At 63.5% G+C, this 18,052-nt stretch carries 22 protein-coding genes and 1 pseudogene; 14 read left to right on the top strand and 9 right to left on the bottom strand.

Features of this window, described 5'->3' with window-relative positions; genetic code table 11:
- Positions 1-142: 142 nt before the first annotated feature.
- The 5 genes from ACFSOZ_RS07735 (at position 143) to ACFSOZ_RS07715 (ending at position 6,331) form a co-directional block, all read left to right on the top strand.
- Positions 143-2,032, top strand: a complete 1,890-nt coding sequence (locus ACFSOZ_RS07735) for a potassium/proton antiporter (RefSeq protein WP_379095539.1) — start codon at positions 143-145, stop codon at positions 2,030-2,032.
- 146 nt (positions 2,033-2,178) lie between these two features.
- The gene (locus tag ACFSOZ_RS07730; RefSeq protein ID WP_379095536.1) at positions 2,179-3,375 is read left to right on the top strand and encodes a phosphoglycerate kinase; all 1,197 of its coding nucleotides are present in this window, start codon (positions 2,179-2,181) and stop codon (positions 3,373-3,375) included.
- A 184-nt stretch (positions 3,376-3,559) separates the two neighbouring features.
- Positions 3,560-4,585: a class I fructose-bisphosphate aldolase gene (locus tag ACFSOZ_RS07725; protein ID WP_379095534.1), complete on the top strand. Its 1,026-nt coding sequence runs from the start codon at positions 3,560-3,562 to the stop codon at positions 4,583-4,585.
- A gap of 226 nt (positions 4,586-4,811) precedes the next feature.
- Complete coding sequence (locus ACFSOZ_RS07720; protein WP_379095532.1) at positions 4,812-5,552, top strand: DUF899 domain-containing protein; 741 nt, start codon at positions 4,812-4,814, stop codon at positions 5,550-5,552.
- A 62-nt stretch (positions 5,553-5,614) separates the two neighbouring features.
- Positions 5,615-6,331, top strand: a complete 717-nt coding sequence (locus ACFSOZ_RS07715) for an SGNH/GDSL hydrolase family protein (RefSeq protein WP_379095530.1) — start codon at positions 5,615-5,617, stop codon at positions 6,329-6,331.
- A 30-nt stretch (positions 6,332-6,361) separates the two neighbouring features.
- Here the strand turns inward: ACFSOZ_RS07715 and ACFSOZ_RS07710 are convergent, their stop codons facing one another.
- Together ACFSOZ_RS07710 and ACFSOZ_RS07705 are read right to left on the bottom strand one after the other, a co-directional pair.
- Positions 6,362-6,523 (bottom strand): hypothetical protein, encoded by a 162-nt coding sequence (locus ACFSOZ_RS07710; protein ID WP_379095527.1) that lies wholly within the window; start codon positions 6,521-6,523, stop codon positions 6,362-6,364.
- Positions 6,524-6,641: 118 nt separating this feature from the next.
- Entirely contained in the window at positions 6,642-7,589 is a 948-nt protein-coding gene (locus ACFSOZ_RS07705; protein ID WP_379095525.1) for a ring-cleaving dioxygenase, read from the bottom strand.
- 315 nt (positions 7,590-7,904) lie between these two features.
- Here ACFSOZ_RS07705 and ACFSOZ_RS07700 point away from each other — a divergent pair, with 315 nt between their 5' ends.
- From ACFSOZ_RS07700 to ACFSOZ_RS07685, 4 genes and pseudogenes are all read left to right on the top strand, one after another.
- A complete protein-coding gene (locus tag ACFSOZ_RS07700; protein WP_111544436.1) occupies positions 7,905-8,072 on the top strand; it encodes a hypothetical protein in 168 nt (55 codons plus the stop codon).
- 84 nt (positions 8,073-8,156) lie between these two features.
- Positions 8,157-8,746 (top strand): annotated as a pseudogene (locus tag ACFSOZ_RS07695) (DJ-1/PfpI family protein).
- A gap of 74 nt (positions 8,747-8,820) precedes the next feature.
- On the top strand, positions 8,821-9,228 hold the full coding sequence (locus tag ACFSOZ_RS07690) for a hypothetical protein (protein WP_379095522.1): 408 nt from the start codon (positions 8,821-8,823) through the stop codon (positions 9,226-9,228).
- Between the two features lie 128 nt (positions 9,229-9,356).
- The gene (locus tag ACFSOZ_RS07685) at positions 9,357-10,076 is read left to right on the top strand and encodes a helix-turn-helix transcriptional regulator (RefSeq protein ID WP_379095520.1); all 720 of its coding nucleotides are present in this window, start codon (positions 9,357-9,359) and stop codon (positions 10,074-10,076) included.
- A 63-nt stretch (positions 10,077-10,139) separates the two neighbouring features.
- Here ACFSOZ_RS07685 and ACFSOZ_RS07680 read toward each other — a convergent pair whose 3' ends face one another.
- The 3 genes from ACFSOZ_RS07680 to ACFSOZ_RS07670 form a co-directional block, all read right to left on the bottom strand.
- Complete coding sequence (locus ACFSOZ_RS07680) at positions 10,140-10,832, bottom strand: DUF1013 domain-containing protein (protein WP_379095517.1); 693 nt, start codon at positions 10,830-10,832, stop codon at positions 10,140-10,142.
- 410 nt (positions 10,833-11,242) lie between these two features.
- Entirely contained in the window at positions 11,243-11,383 is a 141-nt protein-coding gene (locus ACFSOZ_RS07675; RefSeq protein ID WP_013529236.1) for a DUF1127 domain-containing protein, read from the bottom strand.
- A 223-nt stretch (positions 11,384-11,606) separates the two neighbouring features.
- Entirely contained in the window at positions 11,607-12,617 is a 1,011-nt protein-coding gene (locus tag ACFSOZ_RS07670) for an NAD(P)H-quinone oxidoreductase (protein WP_379095514.1), read from the bottom strand.
- Positions 12,618-12,720: 103 nt separating this feature from the next.
- Here ACFSOZ_RS07670 and ACFSOZ_RS07665 point away from each other — a divergent pair, with 103 nt between their 5' ends.
- From ACFSOZ_RS07665 to ACFSOZ_RS07655, 3 genes are all read left to right on the top strand, one after another.
- On the top strand, positions 12,721-12,915 hold the full coding sequence (locus ACFSOZ_RS07665; RefSeq protein WP_379095511.1) for a DUF1192 domain-containing protein: 195 nt from the start codon (positions 12,721-12,723) through the stop codon (positions 12,913-12,915).
- Positions 12,916-13,000: 85 nt separating this feature from the next.
- Positions 13,001-14,248, top strand: a complete 1,248-nt coding sequence (locus ACFSOZ_RS07660; protein ID WP_379095508.1) for an MFS transporter — start codon at positions 13,001-13,003, stop codon at positions 14,246-14,248.
- Positions 14,249-14,279: 31 nt separating this feature from the next.
- A complete protein-coding gene (locus tag ACFSOZ_RS07655) occupies positions 14,280-14,543 on the top strand; it encodes an ArsR/SmtB family transcription factor (RefSeq protein ID WP_379095505.1) in 264 nt (87 codons plus the stop codon).
- Positions 14,544-14,682: 139 nt separating this feature from the next.
- On the opposite strand, the gene ACFSOZ_RS07650 is transcribed toward ACFSOZ_RS07655, so the two are convergent.
- The 4 genes from ACFSOZ_RS07650 to ACFSOZ_RS07635 form a co-directional block, all read right to left on the bottom strand.
- The gene (locus tag ACFSOZ_RS07650; protein ID WP_379095502.1) at positions 14,683-15,039 is read right to left on the bottom strand and encodes an SRPBCC domain-containing protein; all 357 of its coding nucleotides are present in this window, start codon (positions 15,037-15,039) and stop codon (positions 14,683-14,685) included.
- A gap of 10 nt (positions 15,040-15,049) precedes the next feature.
- On the bottom strand, positions 15,050-15,394 hold the full coding sequence (locus ACFSOZ_RS07645) for an ArsR/SmtB family transcription factor (protein WP_379095499.1): 345 nt from the start codon (positions 15,392-15,394) through the stop codon (positions 15,050-15,052).
- A gap of 5 nt (positions 15,395-15,399) precedes the next feature.
- The gene (locus tag ACFSOZ_RS07640) at positions 15,400-16,056 is read right to left on the bottom strand and encodes a glutathione S-transferase family protein (protein WP_379095496.1); all 657 of its coding nucleotides are present in this window, start codon (positions 16,054-16,056) and stop codon (positions 15,400-15,402) included.
- Positions 16,057-16,182: 126 nt separating this feature from the next.
- Positions 16,183-17,019: an alpha/beta fold hydrolase gene (locus ACFSOZ_RS07635; protein ID WP_379095494.1), complete on the bottom strand. Its 837-nt coding sequence runs from the start codon at positions 17,017-17,019 to the stop codon at positions 16,183-16,185.
- A gap of 99 nt (positions 17,020-17,118) precedes the next feature.
- Here ACFSOZ_RS07635 and ACFSOZ_RS07630 point away from each other — a divergent pair, with 99 nt between their 5' ends.
- Both ACFSOZ_RS07630 and ACFSOZ_RS07625 read left to right on the top strand, forming a co-directional pair.
- On the top strand, positions 17,119-17,640 hold the full coding sequence (locus ACFSOZ_RS07630; RefSeq protein WP_379095491.1) for a winged helix-turn-helix transcriptional regulator: 522 nt from the start codon (positions 17,119-17,121) through the stop codon (positions 17,638-17,640).
- 77 nt (positions 17,641-17,717) lie between these two features.
- The gene (locus tag ACFSOZ_RS07625; RefSeq protein WP_379095488.1) at positions 17,718-17,951 is read left to right on the top strand and encodes a hypothetical protein; all 234 of its coding nucleotides are present in this window, start codon (positions 17,718-17,720) and stop codon (positions 17,949-17,951) included.
- Positions 17,952-18,052: the final 101 nt, after the last annotated feature.

Raw genomic sequence — 18,052 nt, 5'->3', positions numbered from 1 at the left:
TCAAATTGTGTCCTGAGCGCCAAAGCGCCCGAAAATCAGCGGCATAGGGCAAAAAGCCACCCTGCCGCCTTGCACTGGTCACGTCTTCGCCCCACTCTGCCGTAAACCAGGAGACAGGCGAATTTGAGGGGCTGATTTCAAGATGGAGCATGCGATCTATCTCGTCACGCTGGTCGGCACCGCGCTTGTTGTCGCCGCCGCGTTTTCGAGCCTGATCGCCTTCCGCTTCGGCGCCCCGCTTCTGCTTCTGTTCCTCTGCATCGGGTTGGCCACCGGAACAGACGGCCTCGGCATCCAGTTCGACAACGCCCGCATCGCCTATTTTGCCGGCTCACTGGCGCTGGCCGTCATCCTGTTCGATTCCGGTTTCGGCACGCCGCTGAACGCCTTGCGGCAGGCCGCAGGCCCGGCCCTGTCGCTGGCGACCTTCGGCGTGCTTCTCACCACCGGCCTGTTCGGCGCCGCCGCGCACTATCTGCTCGACCTCACGTGGCTGGAATCCTTCCTGCTCGGCGCCGCCGTCGCCTCCACCGATGCCGCGGCGGTGTTCTTCCTGCTGCGCGCCGGCGAGATCAATCTGCGCGAACGGGTGCGCTCCACCCTCGAGGTGGAATCCGGCACCAACGATCCGATCGCCATCTTTCTGACCATCACGCTGGTCGAGATCATCGCCGCCCACGTCAACCCCGAAGCCCATGTGCTGGTCGCCAGCCTGATCCTCGGTTTCCTTGTCAATATGGGCCTCGGCGCCATCGTCGGCGTGCTCGGCGGCCTCGCCATCGTACGCCTCGTCGACCGGCTCAATCTCGATCACGGCCTGCTGCCGATCTTCGTCCTGACCTTGTCGCTGATGATCTTTGCCGCCGCCGGCGCCATTGGCGGCTCGGGCTTCCTGGCGGTGTATATTGCCGGCCTGATCGCCGGCAATTCCGACATCCGCGCCGTCACCATCCTGAAACGCTTCCAGGACGGTATGTCGTGGCTGGCGCAGATCATCATGTTCCTGATCCTCGGCCTGTTCGCGACGCCGTCGCAGTTTCCGGCGATCATGGTGCCGGCGGTAGCGCTCGGCCTGTTCCTGATGTTTATCGCGCGGCCGGTCGCCGTCTGGCTCTGCCTGATCCCGTTCCGTCTGCCGCGGCCCGAGGTCGCCTTCGTCTCCTGGGTCGGCCTGCGTGGCGCGGTGTCGATCCTGCTCGCCATCACCCCGCTGCTCGGCGGCCTGGAAAATGGCCGCGTCATCTTCAACACCGCCTTCATCATCGTGCTGGTGTCGCTGGTCATCCAGGGCTGGACGGTCGGGCCGCTGGCGCGCCGCCTGGGCCTGATCGTGCCGGCCCGCCTTGGCCCGCTGGACAAGGTCGAGCTGGAATTGCCTGGCTCGGCCCATCACGAGCTTCTTGCCTATCGCGTCGCACACGGCAGTCCGGTGGCGCGCGGCGAGCGCATCCCGCGCTGGGCACGACCATCGCTGGTGTTGCGCGACGGCCGCTCGATGCGCTTCCAGGATATGGGCCGGCTTGCCGCCGGCGACCAGGTCTACATCTTCGTGCCGGATCGCTATCCGCGCCTGCTCGACAAGCTGTTCGCCAGCCGCGCCGTGGTCGACCCCGAGGATGCCGATTTCTTCGGTGCTTTCGCCGTCGACCCGGCACGTTCCGCCGCCGAACTGGAGGCGGCCTATGCGCCGGGCCTGACCGAAGCGGAACAAAAGCTCACCGTCGGTGCATTGGTCACGACGCGGCTCGGCGGCCATGCCGAATATGCCGACCGCGTGCTGCTCGGCTCGATCGAGCTGATCGTCCGCGACGTCGACGACAAGGGCAAGATCACAGGCCTCGGCCTTTCCTTCGAGCCGACCGCGCCGGTGGCGCGAGTGCCGGTTTTCCTGAGCGCCGGCGAAATCGGCGACCGTCTCTCTGCCTTTATCCGCAACTGGCGCAAGCCGACTGATACGCAACTGGCAGAGACGCGGGCGGACGACAAACCGGCGCCGGAGCCGACGGCGGAAAAGGCGACGCCCGAGAGCTGACACGGGCGTTCGTTCGAGCTGCCTCACGTCCGCCTGCCGGCCCAGGCTGGCACGGACTTCAAAATTTCGCTTCCGCCGCGGCCTAAGCCTTGCATCATCGTTGGCGCGGGGTATGGTCCCGGCGATTTTTCGCGAAAGGAATCCGCATGGCCGCCTTCAAGACCCTCGACGACATCGGCAACATCAGCGGCAAGCGCGTGCTGGTGCGCGTCGACCTCAACGTGCCCGTCGCCGACGGCAAGGTCACCGACGCCACCCGCATCGAACGCATCGCGCCGACCATCGCCGAGCTGTCCGGCAAGGGCGCCAAGGTCATCCTGCTCGCCCATTTCGGCCGTCCCAAGGATGGCCCATCGCCAGAATTCTCGCTGGAGCCGATCGCCAGGGCGACGGCTGAGGTGCTCGGCCGCCCCGTCGGCTTCGCCAGCGATTGCGTCGGTGACACAGCGGGAAGCGCAATCGCCGCCATGGACAAGGGCGACGTGCTGCTGCTCGAGAACACCCGTTTCTACAAGGCCGAGGAAAAGAACGATCCGGCCTTCGCGGAAAGGCTTGCCGCCGGTGGCGACATTTTCGTCAACGACGCCTTTTCCGCGGCGCACCGCGCCCATGCCTCGACGGAGGGGCTGGCGCATCTGTTGCCGGCCTTCGCCGGCCGCACCATGCAGGCCGAGCTCGAAGCGCTGGAGAAAGGTCTGGGAAATCCGGTCCGCCCGGTCGTTGCCATTGTCGGCGGCGCCAAGGTCTCGACCAAGATCGACCTGTTGATGAACCTGGTGAAGAAGGTCGACGCGCTGGTCATCGGCGGCGGCATGGCCAACACCTTTCTCGCCGCGCGCGGCACCGATGTCGGCAAATCGCTGTGCGAGCATGACCTGGCCAACACCGCCAAGCAGATCATGATCGAGGCGGCCGAGGCGGGCTGCGCCATCATCCTGCCGGTCGATGGCGTCGTCGCGAAGGAATTCAAGGCGGGTGCCGCCTGCGAAACCGTCGCCATCTCGGATGTGCCGGCCGACGGCATGATCCTCGATGTCGGTGCCAAAACGGTGAAGACCATTGGCGAATGGATCGACCGCGCCGCGACGCTGGTCTGGAACGGTCCGCTCGGCGCCTTCGAGATCGCGCCCTTCGACCATGCGACGGTGGCGGCGGCGAAGCACGCGGCGGCGCGCACCAAGGCCGGCAAGCTGGTCTCGGTTGCCGGCGGCGGCGATACGGTGGCGGCGCTCAACCATGCCGGCGTCGCTGACGACTTCACCTATGTCTCGACCGCTGGCGGCGCTTTTCTGGAGTGGATGGAGGGCAAGCCGCTGCCCGGCGTCGACGTGCTGAAGCACTGAAGCAATTGCAGCCAGGCGGAAACGCCTGGCTGGCAGGGAATGCGACTAAAACGAACAACCCTATCAACACACGGAGAGCGGACAGGGGCTCTCAAGACTTTCAATCGATTCGAGCTTTCCGATGCCATTCCTTTGGCGGTAGACTTCCGTTAAGCGCGGAAACAACCGTTTCAGGAGAAGCAGAATGAGCGAACGTCTCGAAGACATTGCCGCCGCGATCGTGGCCGATGGCAAGGGCCTGCTGGCCGCCGACGAAAGTTCTGGCACCATCAAGAAGCGTTTCGACGTCATCGGTGTCGAATCGACAGCCGACAGCCGCCGCGACTACCGCGAGATGATGTTCCGCGCCAGGGAGGCGATGACCCGGTACATTTCCGGCGTCATCCTCTACGACGAAACGATCCGCCAGAAGGCCGCCGACGGCACGCCGCTGGTCGACATCATCAAGGCGTCGGGCGCTATCCCCGGCATCAAGGTCGACGCCGGCGCCAAGCCGCTGGCCGGTTTTCCCGGTGACACCGTCACCGAGGGCCTTGACGGCCTGCGCGAACGCCTTGCCGACTACTACAAGCTCGGCGCCCGCTTCGCCAAATGGCGCGCGGTGATCGACATCGACACTGGCAAAGGCGTGCCTTCGGCCAATTCGATCGGCTCGAACGCCCATGCGCTCGCCCGCTATGCGGCGCTTTGCCAGGAGGCCGGCATCGTGCCGATCGTCGAGCCAGAAGTGCTGATGGACGGCGCCCACGACATCGATACCTGCTTCGAGATCTCGAAGGCGACGCTGATCAAGCTCTATGACGAGCTTCATGCGGCGCGTGTCGTGCTCGAGGGCACGATCCTGAAGCCCAACATGGTGCTGGCAGGCAAGAAGTCGGGCAAGGTGAGCAGACCGGAAGAAGTCGCGGAAAAGACCATAAAACTGTTCCGCGAGACCGTGCCAGCGGCGGTGCCGGGCATCGCCTTCCTCTCCGGCGGCCAGGAGGACGAGGAAGCCACCGCCAACCTCAACGCCATCAACGCCATCGGGCCGCACCCGTGGAAGCTCACCTTTTCCTATGGCCGCGCGTTGCAGGCCGCCCCGCAGAAAGCATGGAGCGGCAAGGCCTCGAACGTCGCCGCCGGTCAGGCCGCCTTCACCCACCGCGCCCATATGAACCATCTGGCGGCACTGGGAAAATGGAAGGCGAGCCTGGAGCAGGCTGCCTGACAGGGCTTTCCCTCTTCCTTCAAACCCGGGCCGCTGCGCCCGGGTTTTTGTTTGTGGCGTGCCTGGGCTTGGGATGGGACTTCTCCGTCCCTGTTTCCTCTCCGGCGCTGAAGCATGATCCCGAAAAGTGGAATTTTTCGGAGAAGATCATGCTCGAACAAACAACCGGCGATGTCGGCTTTCGCCCATCCCGAACGTCCTTGGGATGACAGACAGGGAGAGGTTCATGCATCGCAACAAGGTTGTTTCGCGCGAAGACTGGTTCCAGGCGCACAAGGCACATCTGGCCCGCGAGAAGGAGCTGACGCGGCTTCGCGAGCGCATTTCGGCTGAACGGCGTGAACTGCCCTGGCTGAAAATCCGGAAGGACTATGTCTTCGAGACTGGGCAAGGGCCACAAAGACTGGCCGACCTGTTTGCCGGAAACAGCCAGTTGATCGTCTACCACTTCATGTTCGGGCCGGGGTGCAATCATCATTGCGAGGGGTGCTCGTTCCTTGCCGACCATATTGACGGCGCCAACCAGCATCTCAGGCATCACGACGTGTCGCTGGTCGTGCTCTCGCGCGCGCCGCTGGTCGAACTGCTGCCCTACAAGCAGCGCATGGGCTGGAAATTCGACTGGGTGTCATCCTATGCGTCGGATTTCAACTTCGACATGCAGGTCTCGTTCACCGACAAGCAGATCGCTGCTGGCGATACCACCTACAATTTCGAGACCCGTCCCCGGACGTCGAAGGAGCTTCCCGGCACCAGTGTTTTCTACCGGGACGAGACCGGCGACATCTTCCTCACCTTCATGTCGCGCGCCCGTGGCGGCGAGGCGCTGATCGGCACGTATGATTATCTCGACATGACGCCGAAGGGCCGCAACGAGGCCGGCCCCTATCACGGCCTGATGGATTGGGTACGGCTGCATGATGAATACGGCGACCGATCTGGGGCACAGGAGACCTGTTGCGATTAGAGCACGCGACAGGCAGCCACCGGTCGTTCACGTCAGCCGCAACATGCGCTAAAGGATTGCGCATGCAGCGCCTTCTCGCCCTCCTCACCTGGCTCGCCTACCCGGTCTATGTCTGGCAAGGCCTCGGCGTGCGCCGCCGCACCACGCGCATGCTTCCGGCGCAGGGGCCGGTCATGCACGATCTCGCCGGCAAGGCGCCGCCAATCTCACTTCTGGTGCTGGGGGATTCTTCGGCCGCCTCGGTCGGCATCGGCAATTCGGAAAACGGACTTGCCGCGCAACTCGCCGTGCTGATTGCGCAGAGTACAAGCCGCGCCGTGCGCTGGCGGGCCGCCGGCTTCAATTCGGCAACCTCCGGCCAGATCCGCGACCACGTCCTGCCCAATCTGTCGGCCGATCCGTGGACGCATATCGTGCTCGCCATCGGCACCAACGACACCAAGAATTTTCACTCGGTGCCGCGCTTCAAGAGGGAGTTCGGCGGCCTGCTCTATGCGCTGCGCGCCAAATGGCCGGAAGCGCGCGTGGTGTGGTCGCCGGTGCTGGAGTTCACGCGGGCACCGGCGATGCCGCCGTTGCTCGGCAAGATCCTCGAGATCCGCGCCACCGAAATGAACCGGATGGGCGAGCGCCTTTGCCTGGAGCGCGGCGCGGTGCCGGCGCCGCGCCTGCCGATCACAAATCCTGAAGAGGGTTTTGCCTCCGACGGATTTCATGCCTCGGAAGCCGGCTACCGGGCCTGGGCCGAGCATCTCGTCGGCCCGGTGCTTGCCAGCTAAACGTTCGGCGGCGGCCTTGCTCTGTGCGGCCTATGTCCAATGTCCGAGCACTGCCGTTATGGAAATAGCCGCCATCGCCAGCAGCGCCAGCTTCCAGAAATCGCTGCGCCGCTTCAGCCCAGGCCAACCGAGCGGCTTGATCAGCTGGATGGCCATGATGCCAACAATGACGAGCGCGAGAAGTTTCGACATGCCGCCTTTGACCAGCAACGCGGCCGCCTGTCAAAGCGCCTCGTTCGTTGCCCGGGGGAGAATGGACGCCGCGATCCCGAACCGGGTACGCGGCGCCCACCCTTGAGCGGGGGCCAATCTACTTGAGCGGCTTGAGGCCAGCCTCGATCGAGGCACGCTTCGGTTCGAGGAACGGCGGCAGGGCCAACTTTTCACCCAGCGTTTCCAGCGGCTCGTCGGCGGTGAACCCCGGCCCGTCGGTGGCGATCTCGAACAGGATGCCATTCGGCTCGCGGAAATAGAGCGAGCGGAAGTAATAGCGCTCGACCTCGCCGCTCGACGGCAGACGGAATTCGGCCAGCCGCGCCGTCCATTGATGCAGCGTCTCCTGGTCCGGCGCCCTGAAGGCGACGTGATGGACCGCACCGGCGCCTTGCCTTGCTGGCGTCAGACCCGGCTGCACCAGGACATGCAACTCCGCCGCCGGCCCGCCCTCGCCCATTTCGAAGACGTGAACCTGGCCCTCCGGCGAGGCATGGTCGCGAGCCCTGCGCATGTTCATCACCTGCGTCACCACCGCCTCGGTGTTGGTGATGTCGGGAACGCTGATGACGATCGGCCCCAGCCCGCGGATCTGGTGCTCTGCCGGCACCGGGCTTTGCGCCCAGGGATGGCTGTCGCCCTTGCCGCCATCGCTGACGAGGCGCAGGCGCTGGCCCTCGGGATCCTCAAAATCCAGGCAGCGGTAGCCGCCGATGTCGGCGATCTCACTCGTCACGATGTTTTCGCCGGTCAGGTGCTGCTTCCACCAGGCAAGGCTTTCCTGGCTGCCGACCCTGAGGCTGGTCCGCACGATGCTGTGCGTGCCACGCCGCTCACGGCCAACCGGCCAGTCGAAGAAGGTGAGGTCGGTGCCCGGTGTCGCTTCGCCGTCGGCATAGAAGAGGTGGTAGGCCGAGGTATCGTCCTGGTTCACCGTCTTCTTGACCAGCCGCAAGCCCAGCACCTTTGTGTAGAAATGAAGATTTCCAGGCGCATTGGCGGTGATGGCGGTCAGATGGTGGATTCCTGTCAGTTGCAGGCTCATGGTCGTCTCCCTGTTTTTTTTTGGGGGAAGAATTTTCTCCTTGCATATCAGAACTGCGGCCACGTCGCTGAAGGGCGCGTATCCGGACAGTCCGTCGCCGGAGACTGAACAGTGGAACCTCGGCAGTATCCTTGCGGTGAACAATCGCAGCCAGCCAAGCCTGCTGCGGGCCTCCGTCTGATGCAGCGAAAACGATGCCGTTCCTCGGCATAGGCACTCAATCGCAACTATCGTCCGCGCCCTGCCATCCTCCTGACAGACTGCTGTCAGGAGGGGTATGCGATAGTGTCTCCATTCAGAGAGAGGAGACTAGCCATGAACGGTTTTACCATTCTGCGCGGCATGCAGCACTATGTCGGCAAGATCCGGACGATGCGCAACGAAATCCGCACCCAGCGGTTCATGAACTCGCTGCCAGCGGACCTTCGCAAGGATATCGGCTGGCCGGACATGTATTCGGAACGTCGCCATCGCGGCAATTGAGACGAATTTTTCGACACAGCAGTTGGATGTGGGCGCCCCAACGCCCAGATAAATGATCCGGCGCGCGAGGGATGGAGCGAGCTCATGCCCGAACAGAAGACAATCGGCTTTCTTTTCATCGAAGGTTTTGCCGACTGGGAATATGGTCTGCTGGCGGCATCGGCGGTCGAATGGTTCGGCGCCCGCACCGTTTCGCTGACATCAGACGGCAAGCCGGTAACCGGGATCAGCGGTTTTCGGCTGACGCCCGACCGCTCTATTGAAGTCGGTGACAATGCCGATCTCGATGCCATCGCCGTCATCGGTTCCGATCAGTGGGCAGGCGAGGCGCCGCCGGATACGGCAGAATTGCTCACCGCCGTCGCGTCGCGCGGCGGCGTGGTCGGTGGCATCTGTGCCGGCACGCTGGCGCTGGCCCGGGCCGGCTTGTTCGAGAAGCCAGGCACACCAGCAATGGCCGCGACTGGATCAACGGTCATGAAGCCGGCTATGCAGGCGACGCCAACTATCAGGACGTGCCGCATGCCGTCGCCGACGGCAAAGTCGTTTCCGCGCCAGGCTCGGCGCCGGGCACTTTCGCGCTCGCCTTTCTGAAGACCCTCTATCCCGAAAGAGGCAGCGATCTCGCGCAGATGCGGACGCTGTTCGCCAAGGAGTATGCTGAAGCCTCCTGACAGTATGCTGTCAGGAGGTACGTGCAATGGTGCAAAATCGAGGTGCTGTGCATCGGCGGTCGAGAGGACGATCGATGAAAAGCTGGAACGACAGATTGAACACACAAGGTATCAACGGCGTGAAGCCGACGCCGCGCACGATGGCCGATGTCATCGAGGGCCAGCCGATGCTGGTGCCGACAGCGCGGCAGGTTGATGATTTCATCCGTTCGATTCCGGAAGGCGTCGAGATGGATGTGCGTGCGCTGCGCACAGCACTTGCCATCGAGCATGGCGCCGAAGTGACATGCCCGGTCACCATCGGCTATCATCTCCGCACCGTCGCCGAGGCAGCTAACGAAGATCTCGAACGCGGCATGACACTGAGCGAAATCGCACCCTTCTGGCGCGTGCTCGATGCGAAGACGCCGACCACCAGTAAACTGTCCTTCGGCGCGGCATTCGTCGCCGCACAACGCAAGCGCGAAGGGCTGAAACCATGATGCGTGCCGCCAAAAATTGTTCTGCGGTTTTGGGATAACCGCATGAGCAAGAACCATAGTGCGCGTCGCCCAAAAGTGGACACCTGTTTTGGGCGACACGCATAGAAACAACGCCGAGGGACCATACGATGCGCCGCGCCGACAGGCTCTTTCAGATCGTGCAGCATCTGCGCGGTGGCCGTCTGGTCACCGCCCAGAAGCTCGGCACGTGGCTCGAGGTTTCCGAGCGAACCATCTACCGCGATATTGCCGACCTGCAGTCGACCGGAGTGCCGATCGACGGCGAGGCCGGCGTTGGCTACATGATGAGAGAGGGTTTCGACCTTCCGCCGCTGATGTTCACGCGTGACGAGATCGTCGCGTTGGTTGCCGGCGCCCGCATGGTGCGCGCCTTTGGCGGCGCCGCAATGGCGCGCGCCGCCGACGAGGCGCTGGTCAAGATCGGTGCGGTGCTGCCGGATGCCGAGAAGGACCGCATCGCCCGCACCGAGATCCACACGCCGATGTGGGTGGTCAGCGACGCCGCCCGCGAGGCAATCGACCTGATCGAACGCGCGGTCGAAAAGCGTCAGGTGCTGACCATCGATTATTGCGACGAGGCCGGCCGCGGCACCGCCCGCGATATCCGTCCGCTCGGCCTGTGGTTCTGGGGCAAGGTGTGGACGCTGGTCGCCTGGTGCGAGATGCGCGACGATTTTCGCGCCTTCCGCATCGATCGCATCGCCTCGGTGATCATCGCCGGTCGCATCTTCAAGCCGGAGCGCGGTAAGCAGCTGGCCGACTTCTACCGCGCGGTGGAGCGCAGTGAGGATTACGGCATGGCACCGGACCGCTCGGCGCGAACCTGAGATTGCCGGATCGCACAAAAAAGCCCGCTCGAAGCGGGCTTTTTTGTTGGGCTGTCGGAGACCTTACTCGTCTTCGTTGTCCGTGTTCTTCGACTTCAAAGCCGAGAGCTTGGCGAAGACGGCGTTGGCGTCGAGTTCGGCATCCTCGTCCTTCGGCTTCTCCGGAGCCGGCACCAGCCGCTCGGTCAAGGCCGCCGGCAGCAGCGTGTCGCCGACCGGCTGCGCCTGCTCGCGACCACGCGAGGCGCGGTTGACTTCCATGTCGAGGTCGATCTGCGAAGCGAGGCCCAGCGTCACCGGGTCCATCGGCTGCAGGTTGGCCGAGTTCCAGTGCTTGCGCTCGCGGATCTGCTCGATCGTCGACTTGGTGGTGCCGACGAGGCGCGAGATCTGCGCGTCCTTGAGTTCGGGATGGTTGCGCACCAGCCACAGGATGGCATTCGGCCGGTCCTGACGCTTCGACAGCGGCGTGTAGCGCGGACCCTTGCGCTTGGATTCCGGCACCCGCACCTTGGGGTCCGAAAGCTTCAGGCGCTGGTTCGGATCCTTCTCGGCGCGCGCGATCTCGTCGCGGCTCAGCTGGCCGGTCATGATCGGATCCATGCCCTTGATGCCTTGCGCCGATTCGCCGTCGGCGATCGCCTTGACCTCGAGCGGATGCAGCCCGCAGAACTGCGCAATCTGCTCGAAAGAAAGCGCGGTGTTGTCGACCAGCCAGACGGCGGTCGCCTTGGGCATCAGCAGCGTATTGGCCATTGCAAAAAATCCTTCTCGTTCGCCCGCGTTCCCGCGCGGGCGGTGGTTTAGAGCCACCAAAATGGGAAATTCGCGGCCTGTATAACCGCTCTGTCGCCACTTCGCAATGTTTTTGGATGTCACCGGCCGGAAACCGTGCGCCCTGCGGCTACCGGAACAGGCTCGCCTCGGCCGGCGTCAGATCGAAAAGGCGGTCTGCAGCATTGGCCAGGGCACCGTGAGCGGCGGGCAACCCTGCCCGGACCCGTACAGGCTGAGGCCGCGGCCGATCCCGCCTCGCCATCCGGCCTCCAAAACGACAAAACCCGCCGGACTGGGTCCAGCGGGTTCGGAACCGCGACGGATCTCCCGTCTGATGCGGCTCTGGCTTCCACAGCAGGGTCCGCTCCTCGGAGCGGACCTGCCCGATGTCAGATGGCCCTGCGGGCAATCTTCTCGATGTCGGCGCGGTTGATGCCGAGATCGCTGAGCTGACGTGCGTTGAGGCGGTTCAGTTCGCGCACGGTCTCGGTGTACATGCGCCAGTTACGGAAAGCGCGGATCGGGTTCATGGTAGTCCTCCAAATGGTTGTTTGTTTCGGTGATGCTCAAATAGTCATCATCGAGCGGGACTTGAACGGCTGATTTTGCATAGCAATGATGCAAATGCTGCATTGCACCATTAAGCCTCTGTTCATCTTGTAGGCAGCGAGACGCATTCGGGGACGTGTCGAGATTCAGGAAGCGCAGGAAGGCGCCATTTGCAGGCCGGCATCACCTGTATCTCGATACGTCCTAGCCGACGTCGAGCACGATCTTGCCGATGTGCTCGCCGTCCTCCATCCGCTCATGCGCCCGCCAGGCCTCGGTGAGCGGGAAGATCATGTCCATGACGGGAGCAACCTTGCGGGTGCCGAGCAACGGCCACACCTGCGCCTCCAGCGCTGCCGCGATCGCAGCCTTGAATTCCACGGTGCGCGGCCGCAGCGTCGAACCGGTGTGGGTCAATCGCTTGACCATGATCTTCGAGAAGTCGGCGCTCGCCACGGCGCCGGCCTGCACGGCAATCTGGACAATGCGACCCTCCACGGCGGCGGCCTCGTAGTTGCGCGCCACATAGTCGCCGCCGACCATGTCGAGGATGACATTGGCGCCCTTTCCGCTCGTTGCCTCTTTCACCGCGGCGACGAAATCCTCCTCGCGATAGTTGATCGCCCGGTCGGCGCCGAGCTTGAGGCAGGCGTCGCATTTTTCCGTGCTGCCGGCGGTGGTGATGACATAGGCGCCGAAAGCCGAGGCAAGCTGGATCGCCGTGGTGCCGATGCCGGACGAGCCACCATGAACAAGCAGCGTCTCGCCGCTCTTCAGCCCGCCGCGCTCGAACACATTGTGCCAGACGGTAAAATAGCTTTCCGGCACCGCCGCGGCTTCGGTGTGGGTAAAGCCTGCCGGCAGCGGAAGCACGCTGCCGGCGTGAACCTTGACGTATTCGGCATAGCCGCCGCCGGGCGTCAGCGCGCAGACGCGGTCGCCGATGCGCCAGCGCGATATGTCATCGCCAAGCGCGGCCACTTCGCCGGAGGCCTCGAGGCCCGGCAGGTCGGATGCGCCGGGCGGCGGCGGATAGGCGCCCTTGCGCTGCTGGAGGTCGGGCCGGTTGACGCCGGCGGCATGCACCTTGATCAGGATCTCGCCGGGGCCGGGTTGCGGCACGTCACGCGTTTCGGGTTTCAACACCCGGGGGCCACCCGGCTCCGAGATCGCGATGGCCGTCATTCTTGCCGGAATTTTCTGTCCGCTCGCCATGAGATTTCCTCGCCGTTGTCCGATGGGCTGTTTGCATCGACGCCCCTGCCCTATGTATGCTGATTGCCAAATCAGGCAAATGTCCAATCTGGGAGGAGCGACGATGGCGATCTTCGACGACGAACCCAAGAAGAAAGCGCGCCCGCACGAGATCGGGCAGGACTTGTCGCTGCTTTCGGTCGGTGAATTGACCGAGCGGATCGGCATCCTGCGCGATGAGATCACCCGCCTGGAGAACGAGCTCAGGGCCAAGGACAGCACCAAATCGGCCGCCGAGGCGCTGTTCCGCCGCGGATAGACACGGGCGGAAGGCTCGCCGCCGAAAAGCCCGAATGCGACTGTCTTCAGACCCAGCGCCCCGCCAACCCGAGCCGGATCAAACAATGTTCGCAACCTACCGACCGATCCTCTCGCTGCTTCGCGGCACCGCCTTCCTGCTCGCGGCGTCTGGATTGCACGGGCTGCTGCTGCCCTTGCGCGGTCAGCTGGAAGGCTTCTCGACCGCATCGCTCGGCCTGATGGGCACGGCTTGGGCCGGCGGCTTCGTCACCGGCTGTTTCTTTGCACCGCGCATCGTGCGCCGCGCCGGGCATGTGCGTGCCTTCGGCGCCTTTGCCTCGTTGGGCGCCATCGTGGCGCTGCTCACCGGGCTGATCATCGACGCGTATGTCTGGATCCTGCTGCGCGCCTTCACCGGCTTCACCATGGCCGGCGCCTTCATGGTCATCGAAAGCTGGCTGAACGAGAAGGCCACCAACGAGAACCGCGGCACCGTCTTTGGCCTCTACATGATGGTCACCTATGCCTCGATCATGGGCGGACAGATGATCGTCGCCGGCGGCGATGTGAAGTCGGCATCGCTGTTCATGATCACCGGCATCCTGTTTTGCCTGTCGCTCATTCCGACCGCGGTCTCGACCGCTTCACACCCCAAGCCGCTGCAGGATGTCTCGCTCGACGTCAAAGGCCTTTATGCCAATTCGCCGGTGTCGGCGGTCGCTTGCCTGTTGATCGGCATCGCCAACGGCGCCTGGGGCACGCTTGGCGCGGTCTATGGCGCCCGTATCGGCATCTCCACGGCCGAGATCGCGCTGATGATGAGCCTGGTGGTGGTTGCCGGTGCCGCCATGCAGCTTCCGGCCGGGCGTCTCTCCGACAAGACCGACCGGCGTTTCGTTCTGGCGGGTGCTGCCTTCGGCGCGGCTCTGTTCGCCATTGCGATCTTCCTGTTCGAGCCACGCACCGGCGTCTTCGTCATCGTCTGCACCGCCGCCTATGGCGCCTTCGCCTACACGCTCTATTCAATCGCGGTGGCGCATGCCAACGACCACGCTCGCTCCGAGGATTTCGTCAAGGTGTCGGGCGGCCTGCTGCTGCTCTACGGCTTCGGAACGATGATCGGACCTCTGCTGGCAGCCGCCCTGATGGGCTGGATGCGCCCTGAGGGCCTGTTCCTGGCGACTGCCTTCGCGCATCTTTGCCTGGCGGGCTATACGCTGCTGCGCATCAGCCGCCGCGCGCCGGTGCCGATCGGCGACCGTGACGCCTTCAAGACGCAGCCGGCCGACCGTTCGGTGACGCCGGAAGCATTGCGACTTGATCCCAGAAGAAAAGCGGAAGCAGACGGTTGAGATTCGAAAGGCTTTGCCTCACAAATACAGCATGATCTTTTCCGACGCTTTCATGGCGATTGCCGATCCCAACCGGCGCCATCTTCTGGAAGAACTTCGCCGCGGCCCGAAAACCGTCAACGAATTGGCCGCGGGTTTGCCCGTATCGCGCCCGGCCGTTTCGCAACATTTGAAAGTGCTGCTCGATGCCGGGCTGGTCAACGCCAAGGCCGAAGGCACCAGGCGCGTCTATACGGTGAGCATTGCCGGCTTCCTCAAACTCAACATCTGGCTCGATCAGTTCTGGGAGGTCTGAGCGCTTCGTTTCGCCCGGTGGAACCGTCCCGATCAGCTCTGCGCACGCAGCGAAGCTCCAAGCGCATCGAGCAACACGCCGGTTCCGTGCTCACGCGAGGCTGAAGTGTCGTGACCGTCCAGGAAAGCGCCCTGTTCAGTCAGCACCAGCCGCGTGCCTTCACCTTCCGGATAAAGCTCGATCGTCGCCAGTGACACCGATATGCGGGTTTCGCAAACAGCATGTCGTAGCTGTAGACGATGCGCTGGTCCGGCAAGATGTCCTGGTAGGTGGCAGTGTAGACGTAGATCGGCCCGTCCTTGGGTCCGCCGGCATTGACCTCCTTGCCGCCGACACGAAAGTCCATTTCGTACCGGCTGGGCATCGGATTGTCGGGGTCCGCAAACCAGCGCCGCTTGGCCGCCGGATTGCTCAAGGCGAAATAGACTTTTGCGGGCGACGCAGGGTAGCTGCGTTCAATGACGAAAGTGGAATGGACGACGGAACGTTTTGTCATGATGGGCTCCTCAGTTTCCTTCGGTGTCATCGCCGGTCTCGGCCAGAAAATCGCCGAGCCGATCCAGCCGGCACTCCCAGGCGAGACGCCGCTCATTGATCCAGTGTTCGGCCGCTCTCAGTGCCTCGGGTTCGATCTGGCAGGTGCGCACCCGGCCGAGCTTCTGTGTGCGCACGAGGCCGCTGGCCTCCAGCAGGTTCAGATGCTGGACGACGGCCGACAGCGACATCGCCAGCGGCTCGGCCAGCTGGCTGACCGAAGCGGGGCCGCGCGACAGCCGGTCGACCATCTGTCGCCGCGCCGGATCGGCGAGCGCCTGGAACATCAGATCGATCTGGGCAGGATCGTGCAGCATTGCGATCAGCCGTTGTTGTAGGGGAAGAACTTGAAATAGGGCTGCGCCTCCTCGATCACGCGGGCGAAAGCCGCGCGCTGCACCAAGCGGTCATGATATCGCTTTACCGCAGGATACTTGTCGCCGAACGGCTCGACCTTGTTGGCGTAGAACAGTGCGGGAGACGCCGCGCAATCGGCCATGCTGAACGCGTCACCCATCGCCCAGGTCTTCGTCTGCATGTCCTCTTCGATGATGGCGTAGGAGTTGTGCAACTGGGCGCGTGCCTGCTCGACGCCGAACGGGTCGGTCTTGTCCTGCGGCCGCAACCGGTCGCCGACGATCTTCTGCATCGGCTCCTGCACATAAAAATCATAGAAGCGATCGGTCTGCCGGACTGCCAGCGCCAGGTCGATGTCGGCCGGAACGAGGTCGACCGGCCCCGGGCGGTGCGCGGCCAGATATTCGACGACGATGGTCGATTCCAGCACCGTGCGATCGCGCGCATCGTCGCGCAGGGCCGGCATCTTGCCGGTCGGCGAAATCTTCAGGAAGGCCGCGCGCGACCCGGGATCGCCGAGATCGACGATGACCGGCGTGAACGGTATGCCGTTCTCATACAGCGCGATCAGCGGCTTCCAGCAGAAGGAGGCCAGCGGATGGAAATGAAGCGTCAGGGACATTTTTTGCTCGTCTGTTTCGTGGTTCGGCGGCGGCCGGTGCCGTGCTGCTTGCCAGGATTTAACACTGAAGCATTTACTTAACTATTGCGACAGGCCTTGCTCGTCAAGACCCGCGCGGGGCGCGCCTCAACTGGCTTGGGTGTGGTCGACGATGGCGGAAGATATCATCGTCCAGTCGTCCGGATGCAGCTCGTGGCCGCCGCCTGCGATCCGAAGAATTTTGGCGCCGGCGACCGCCTCGGCCAGCGCCTCGCCGTGCTCGACCGGGAAGATCGGATCCGCTGTGCCATGGATGACCAGCAGTGGCGCCGTCATCTCGCGCAGCCGGCCCTTCCACGCATCGCCACCCCTAAGCATGAAGTGATTGGTCGCGCTCAGCAGGCCACCGGAGCGGTCGTAATCCTGCTCGACAAAAGCTCGCATCCGAGCCTCATCGAATGGGTGCGCGATGCCGGCGATCGCCTGCGCGTCCTTGACCACGAAATCGACCACCTTGCCACGATCCGACCAATCGACTTTCGCGCCCTCTGCCGAATGCTTGATATAGGCATCGCTCGTCTGCGGCAGATGCGAGGTGTCGATCCCCACGGGTGAGCTGCTGATGACGGTCAGCGAAGCGACGCGGGACCGGTGTTTGAGCGTCACAAGCTGCGCGATCATGCCGCCCATCGACATGCCGACGACATGCGCCTTGCCGACGCCGTGGTCGTCGAGCACATGCATCGCATCGTCGGCCAAGTCGTCGAATGTGTAAGGCGGCTCGCCCGGCGGATATTTGGTCGAACGGCCGGTGTCGCGATTGTCGTAGCGGATCACGAACAGGCCGGCATCGGCCAGTTTCCGGCACAGCGCCTCGGGCCACCAGAGCATCGAAGCCATCGCTCCCATGATCATCAACAGCGGCGGGTTTGCCCGATCGCCAAAGGCTTCGGATATGATTTGGGGGCGTTCGATCATCGTCATGGCGCAGTCTCCCGTTTCGCAAAACTGATTGCATTTTGCAATCGGTTGCACGATAATAAAACTGATACGATAATGCAACCGGTTTTTGGAGAAAATCTCATGAGCATGGATCGCCGGTCCGGATGCCCGATCAACCTGTCGCTCGAAGTGTTCGGCGACCGCTGGAGCCTGATCATCCTCCGCGACATGATCTTCGGCGGCAGGCGTCACTTTCGCGAACTGCTCAATGGATCGATGGAAGGCATTGCCTCCAACATCCTTGCCGACCGGTTGAAGCGGCTGATGGAGCTGGGCATGTTGACCAAGGCAGACGACCCCAGCCACAAGCAGAAGGCGATCTACAGCCTGACCGAGATGGCGATCACGCTGGTGCCGATCCTGGCCCATCTCGGCGCCTGGGGCCGCGTCTGGCTGCCGGTCAGCGAGGAACTGTCGATCCGCGCCGAGCTTCTGGAGAAAGGTGGACCGCCAATGTGGGACAAGTTCATGGACGAGTTGCGCCACGAGCATCTCGGCATGCCGTTCGATACGGCGACTGGTCCTTCTGTCCGCGCGACTTTGCAGGCCGCCTATCAGGCCGTGGTCGCCAGCAAGGCCCTCTCCGCCGGCCCGGCCGCTTGACCAACTTATTTTCCCGTTTGGGGACCGGCTCTGCTAGAACAGGCGGAAAATCACAATTCACGGGATTGGATAAGGTCTTGGTTGAGAACTCTCGGGATGCCGCCCGCGCGCGTGCTGACCTGCGTTTCAAGAAGCAGGAAGAGGCGGCAACCGTTCGCCAGAAGGCGATGGCCGAATACGTCGCCGAGAGCGACGCCCGCCAGGCCAAGACCAACAAGTTGCGGGCGCTGCGTCTCGCCAAGGAAGCGGAAGACCTTGCCAACACGCCGACGGCACCCGCCAAGAAGCCGGCCCGCGCCAAGAAGAAATAGCCCTGCCCCAGGCACGTCTGGAGCAATTCCAGGAAAAGTGTGAAACGGTTTCCGTCCGGAATTGCGTCAAACAAAGAACCACAGCCACAGCGGCAGCGCCA

The organism is Mesorhizobium newzealandense, from assembly GCF_042682145.1.
Classification (GTDB): Bacteria; Pseudomonadota; Alphaproteobacteria; order Rhizobiales; family Rhizobiaceae; genus Mesorhizobium; species Mesorhizobium newzealandense.
The sequence above is the reverse complement of the archived record's forward strand: the minus strand, read 5'-3'. Positions and strand labels throughout refer to the sequence as shown.

Excerpts from the sequence above, each read along its gene's own strand:
- ACFSOZ_RS07640 (WP_379095496.1), bottom strand. The coding sequence starts at position 16,056 with ATGTCCCTGACGCTTCATTTCCATCCGCTGGCCTCCTTCTGCTGGAAG.
- ACFSOZ_RS07725 (WP_379095534.1), top strand. The coding sequence starts at position 3,560 with ATGAGCGAACGTCTCGAAGACATTGCCGCCGCGATCGTGGCCGATGGC.
- ACFSOZ_RS07720 (WP_379095532.1), top strand. The coding sequence starts at position 4,812 with ATGCATCGCAACAAGGTTGTTTCGCGCGAAGACTGGTTCCAGGCGCAC.
- ACFSOZ_RS07675 (WP_013529236.1), bottom strand. The coding sequence starts at position 11,383 with ATGAACCCGATCCGCGCTTTCCGTAACTGGCGCATGTACACCGAGACC.
- ACFSOZ_RS07650 (WP_379095502.1), bottom strand. The coding sequence starts at position 15,039 with ATGACAAAACGTTCCGTCGTCCATTCCACTTTCGTCATTGAACGCAGC.
- ACFSOZ_RS07710 (WP_379095527.1), bottom strand. The coding sequence starts at position 6,523 with ATGTCGAAACTTCTCGCGCTCGTCATTGTTGGCATCATGGCCATCCAG.
- ACFSOZ_RS07645 (WP_379095499.1), bottom strand. The coding sequence starts at position 15,394 with ATGCTGCACGATCCTGCCCAGATCGATCTGATGTTCCAGGCGCTCGCC.
- ACFSOZ_RS07680 (WP_379095517.1), bottom strand. The coding sequence starts at position 10,832 with ATGGCCAATACGCTGCTGATGCCCAAGGCGACCGCCGTCTGGCTGGTC.
- ACFSOZ_RS07660 (WP_379095508.1), top strand. The coding sequence starts at position 13,001 with ATGTTCGCAACCTACCGACCGATCCTCTCGCTGCTTCGCGGCACCGCC.
- ACFSOZ_RS07690 (WP_379095522.1), top strand. The coding sequence starts at position 8,821 with ATGAAAAGCTGGAACGACAGATTGAACACACAAGGTATCAACGGCGTG.
- ACFSOZ_RS07735 (WP_379095539.1), top strand. The coding sequence starts at position 143 with ATGGAGCATGCGATCTATCTCGTCACGCTGGTCGGCACCGCGCTTGTT.
- ACFSOZ_RS07715 (WP_379095530.1), top strand. The coding sequence starts at position 5,615 with ATGCAGCGCCTTCTCGCCCTCCTCACCTGGCTCGCCTACCCGGTCTAT.
- ACFSOZ_RS07730 (WP_379095536.1), top strand. The coding sequence starts at position 2,179 with ATGGCCGCCTTCAAGACCCTCGACGACATCGGCAACATCAGCGGCAAG.
- ACFSOZ_RS07655 (WP_379095505.1), top strand. The coding sequence starts at position 14,280 with ATGATCTTTTCCGACGCTTTCATGGCGATTGCCGATCCCAACCGGCGC.
- ACFSOZ_RS07630 (WP_379095491.1), top strand. The coding sequence starts at position 17,119 with ATGAGCATGGATCGCCGGTCCGGATGCCCGATCAACCTGTCGCTCGAA.
- ACFSOZ_RS07635 (WP_379095494.1), bottom strand. The coding sequence starts at position 17,019 with ATGACGATGATCGAACGCCCCCAAATCATATCCGAAGCCTTTGGCGAT.
- ACFSOZ_RS07665 (WP_379095511.1), top strand. The coding sequence starts at position 12,721 with ATGGCGATCTTCGACGACGAACCCAAGAAGAAAGCGCGCCCGCACGAG.
- ACFSOZ_RS07670 (WP_379095514.1), bottom strand. The coding sequence starts at position 12,617 with ATGGCGAGCGGACAGAAAATTCCGGCAAGAATGACGGCCATCGCGATC.
- ACFSOZ_RS07700 (WP_111544436.1), top strand. The coding sequence starts at position 7,905 with ATGAACGGTTTTACCATTCTGCGCGGCATGCAGCACTATGTCGGCAAG.
- ACFSOZ_RS07705 (WP_379095525.1), bottom strand. The coding sequence starts at position 7,589 with ATGAGCCTGCAACTGACAGGAATCCACCATCTGACCGCCATCACCGCC.
- ACFSOZ_RS07685 (WP_379095520.1), top strand. The coding sequence starts at position 9,357 with ATGCGCCGCGCCGACAGGCTCTTTCAGATCGTGCAGCATCTGCGCGGT.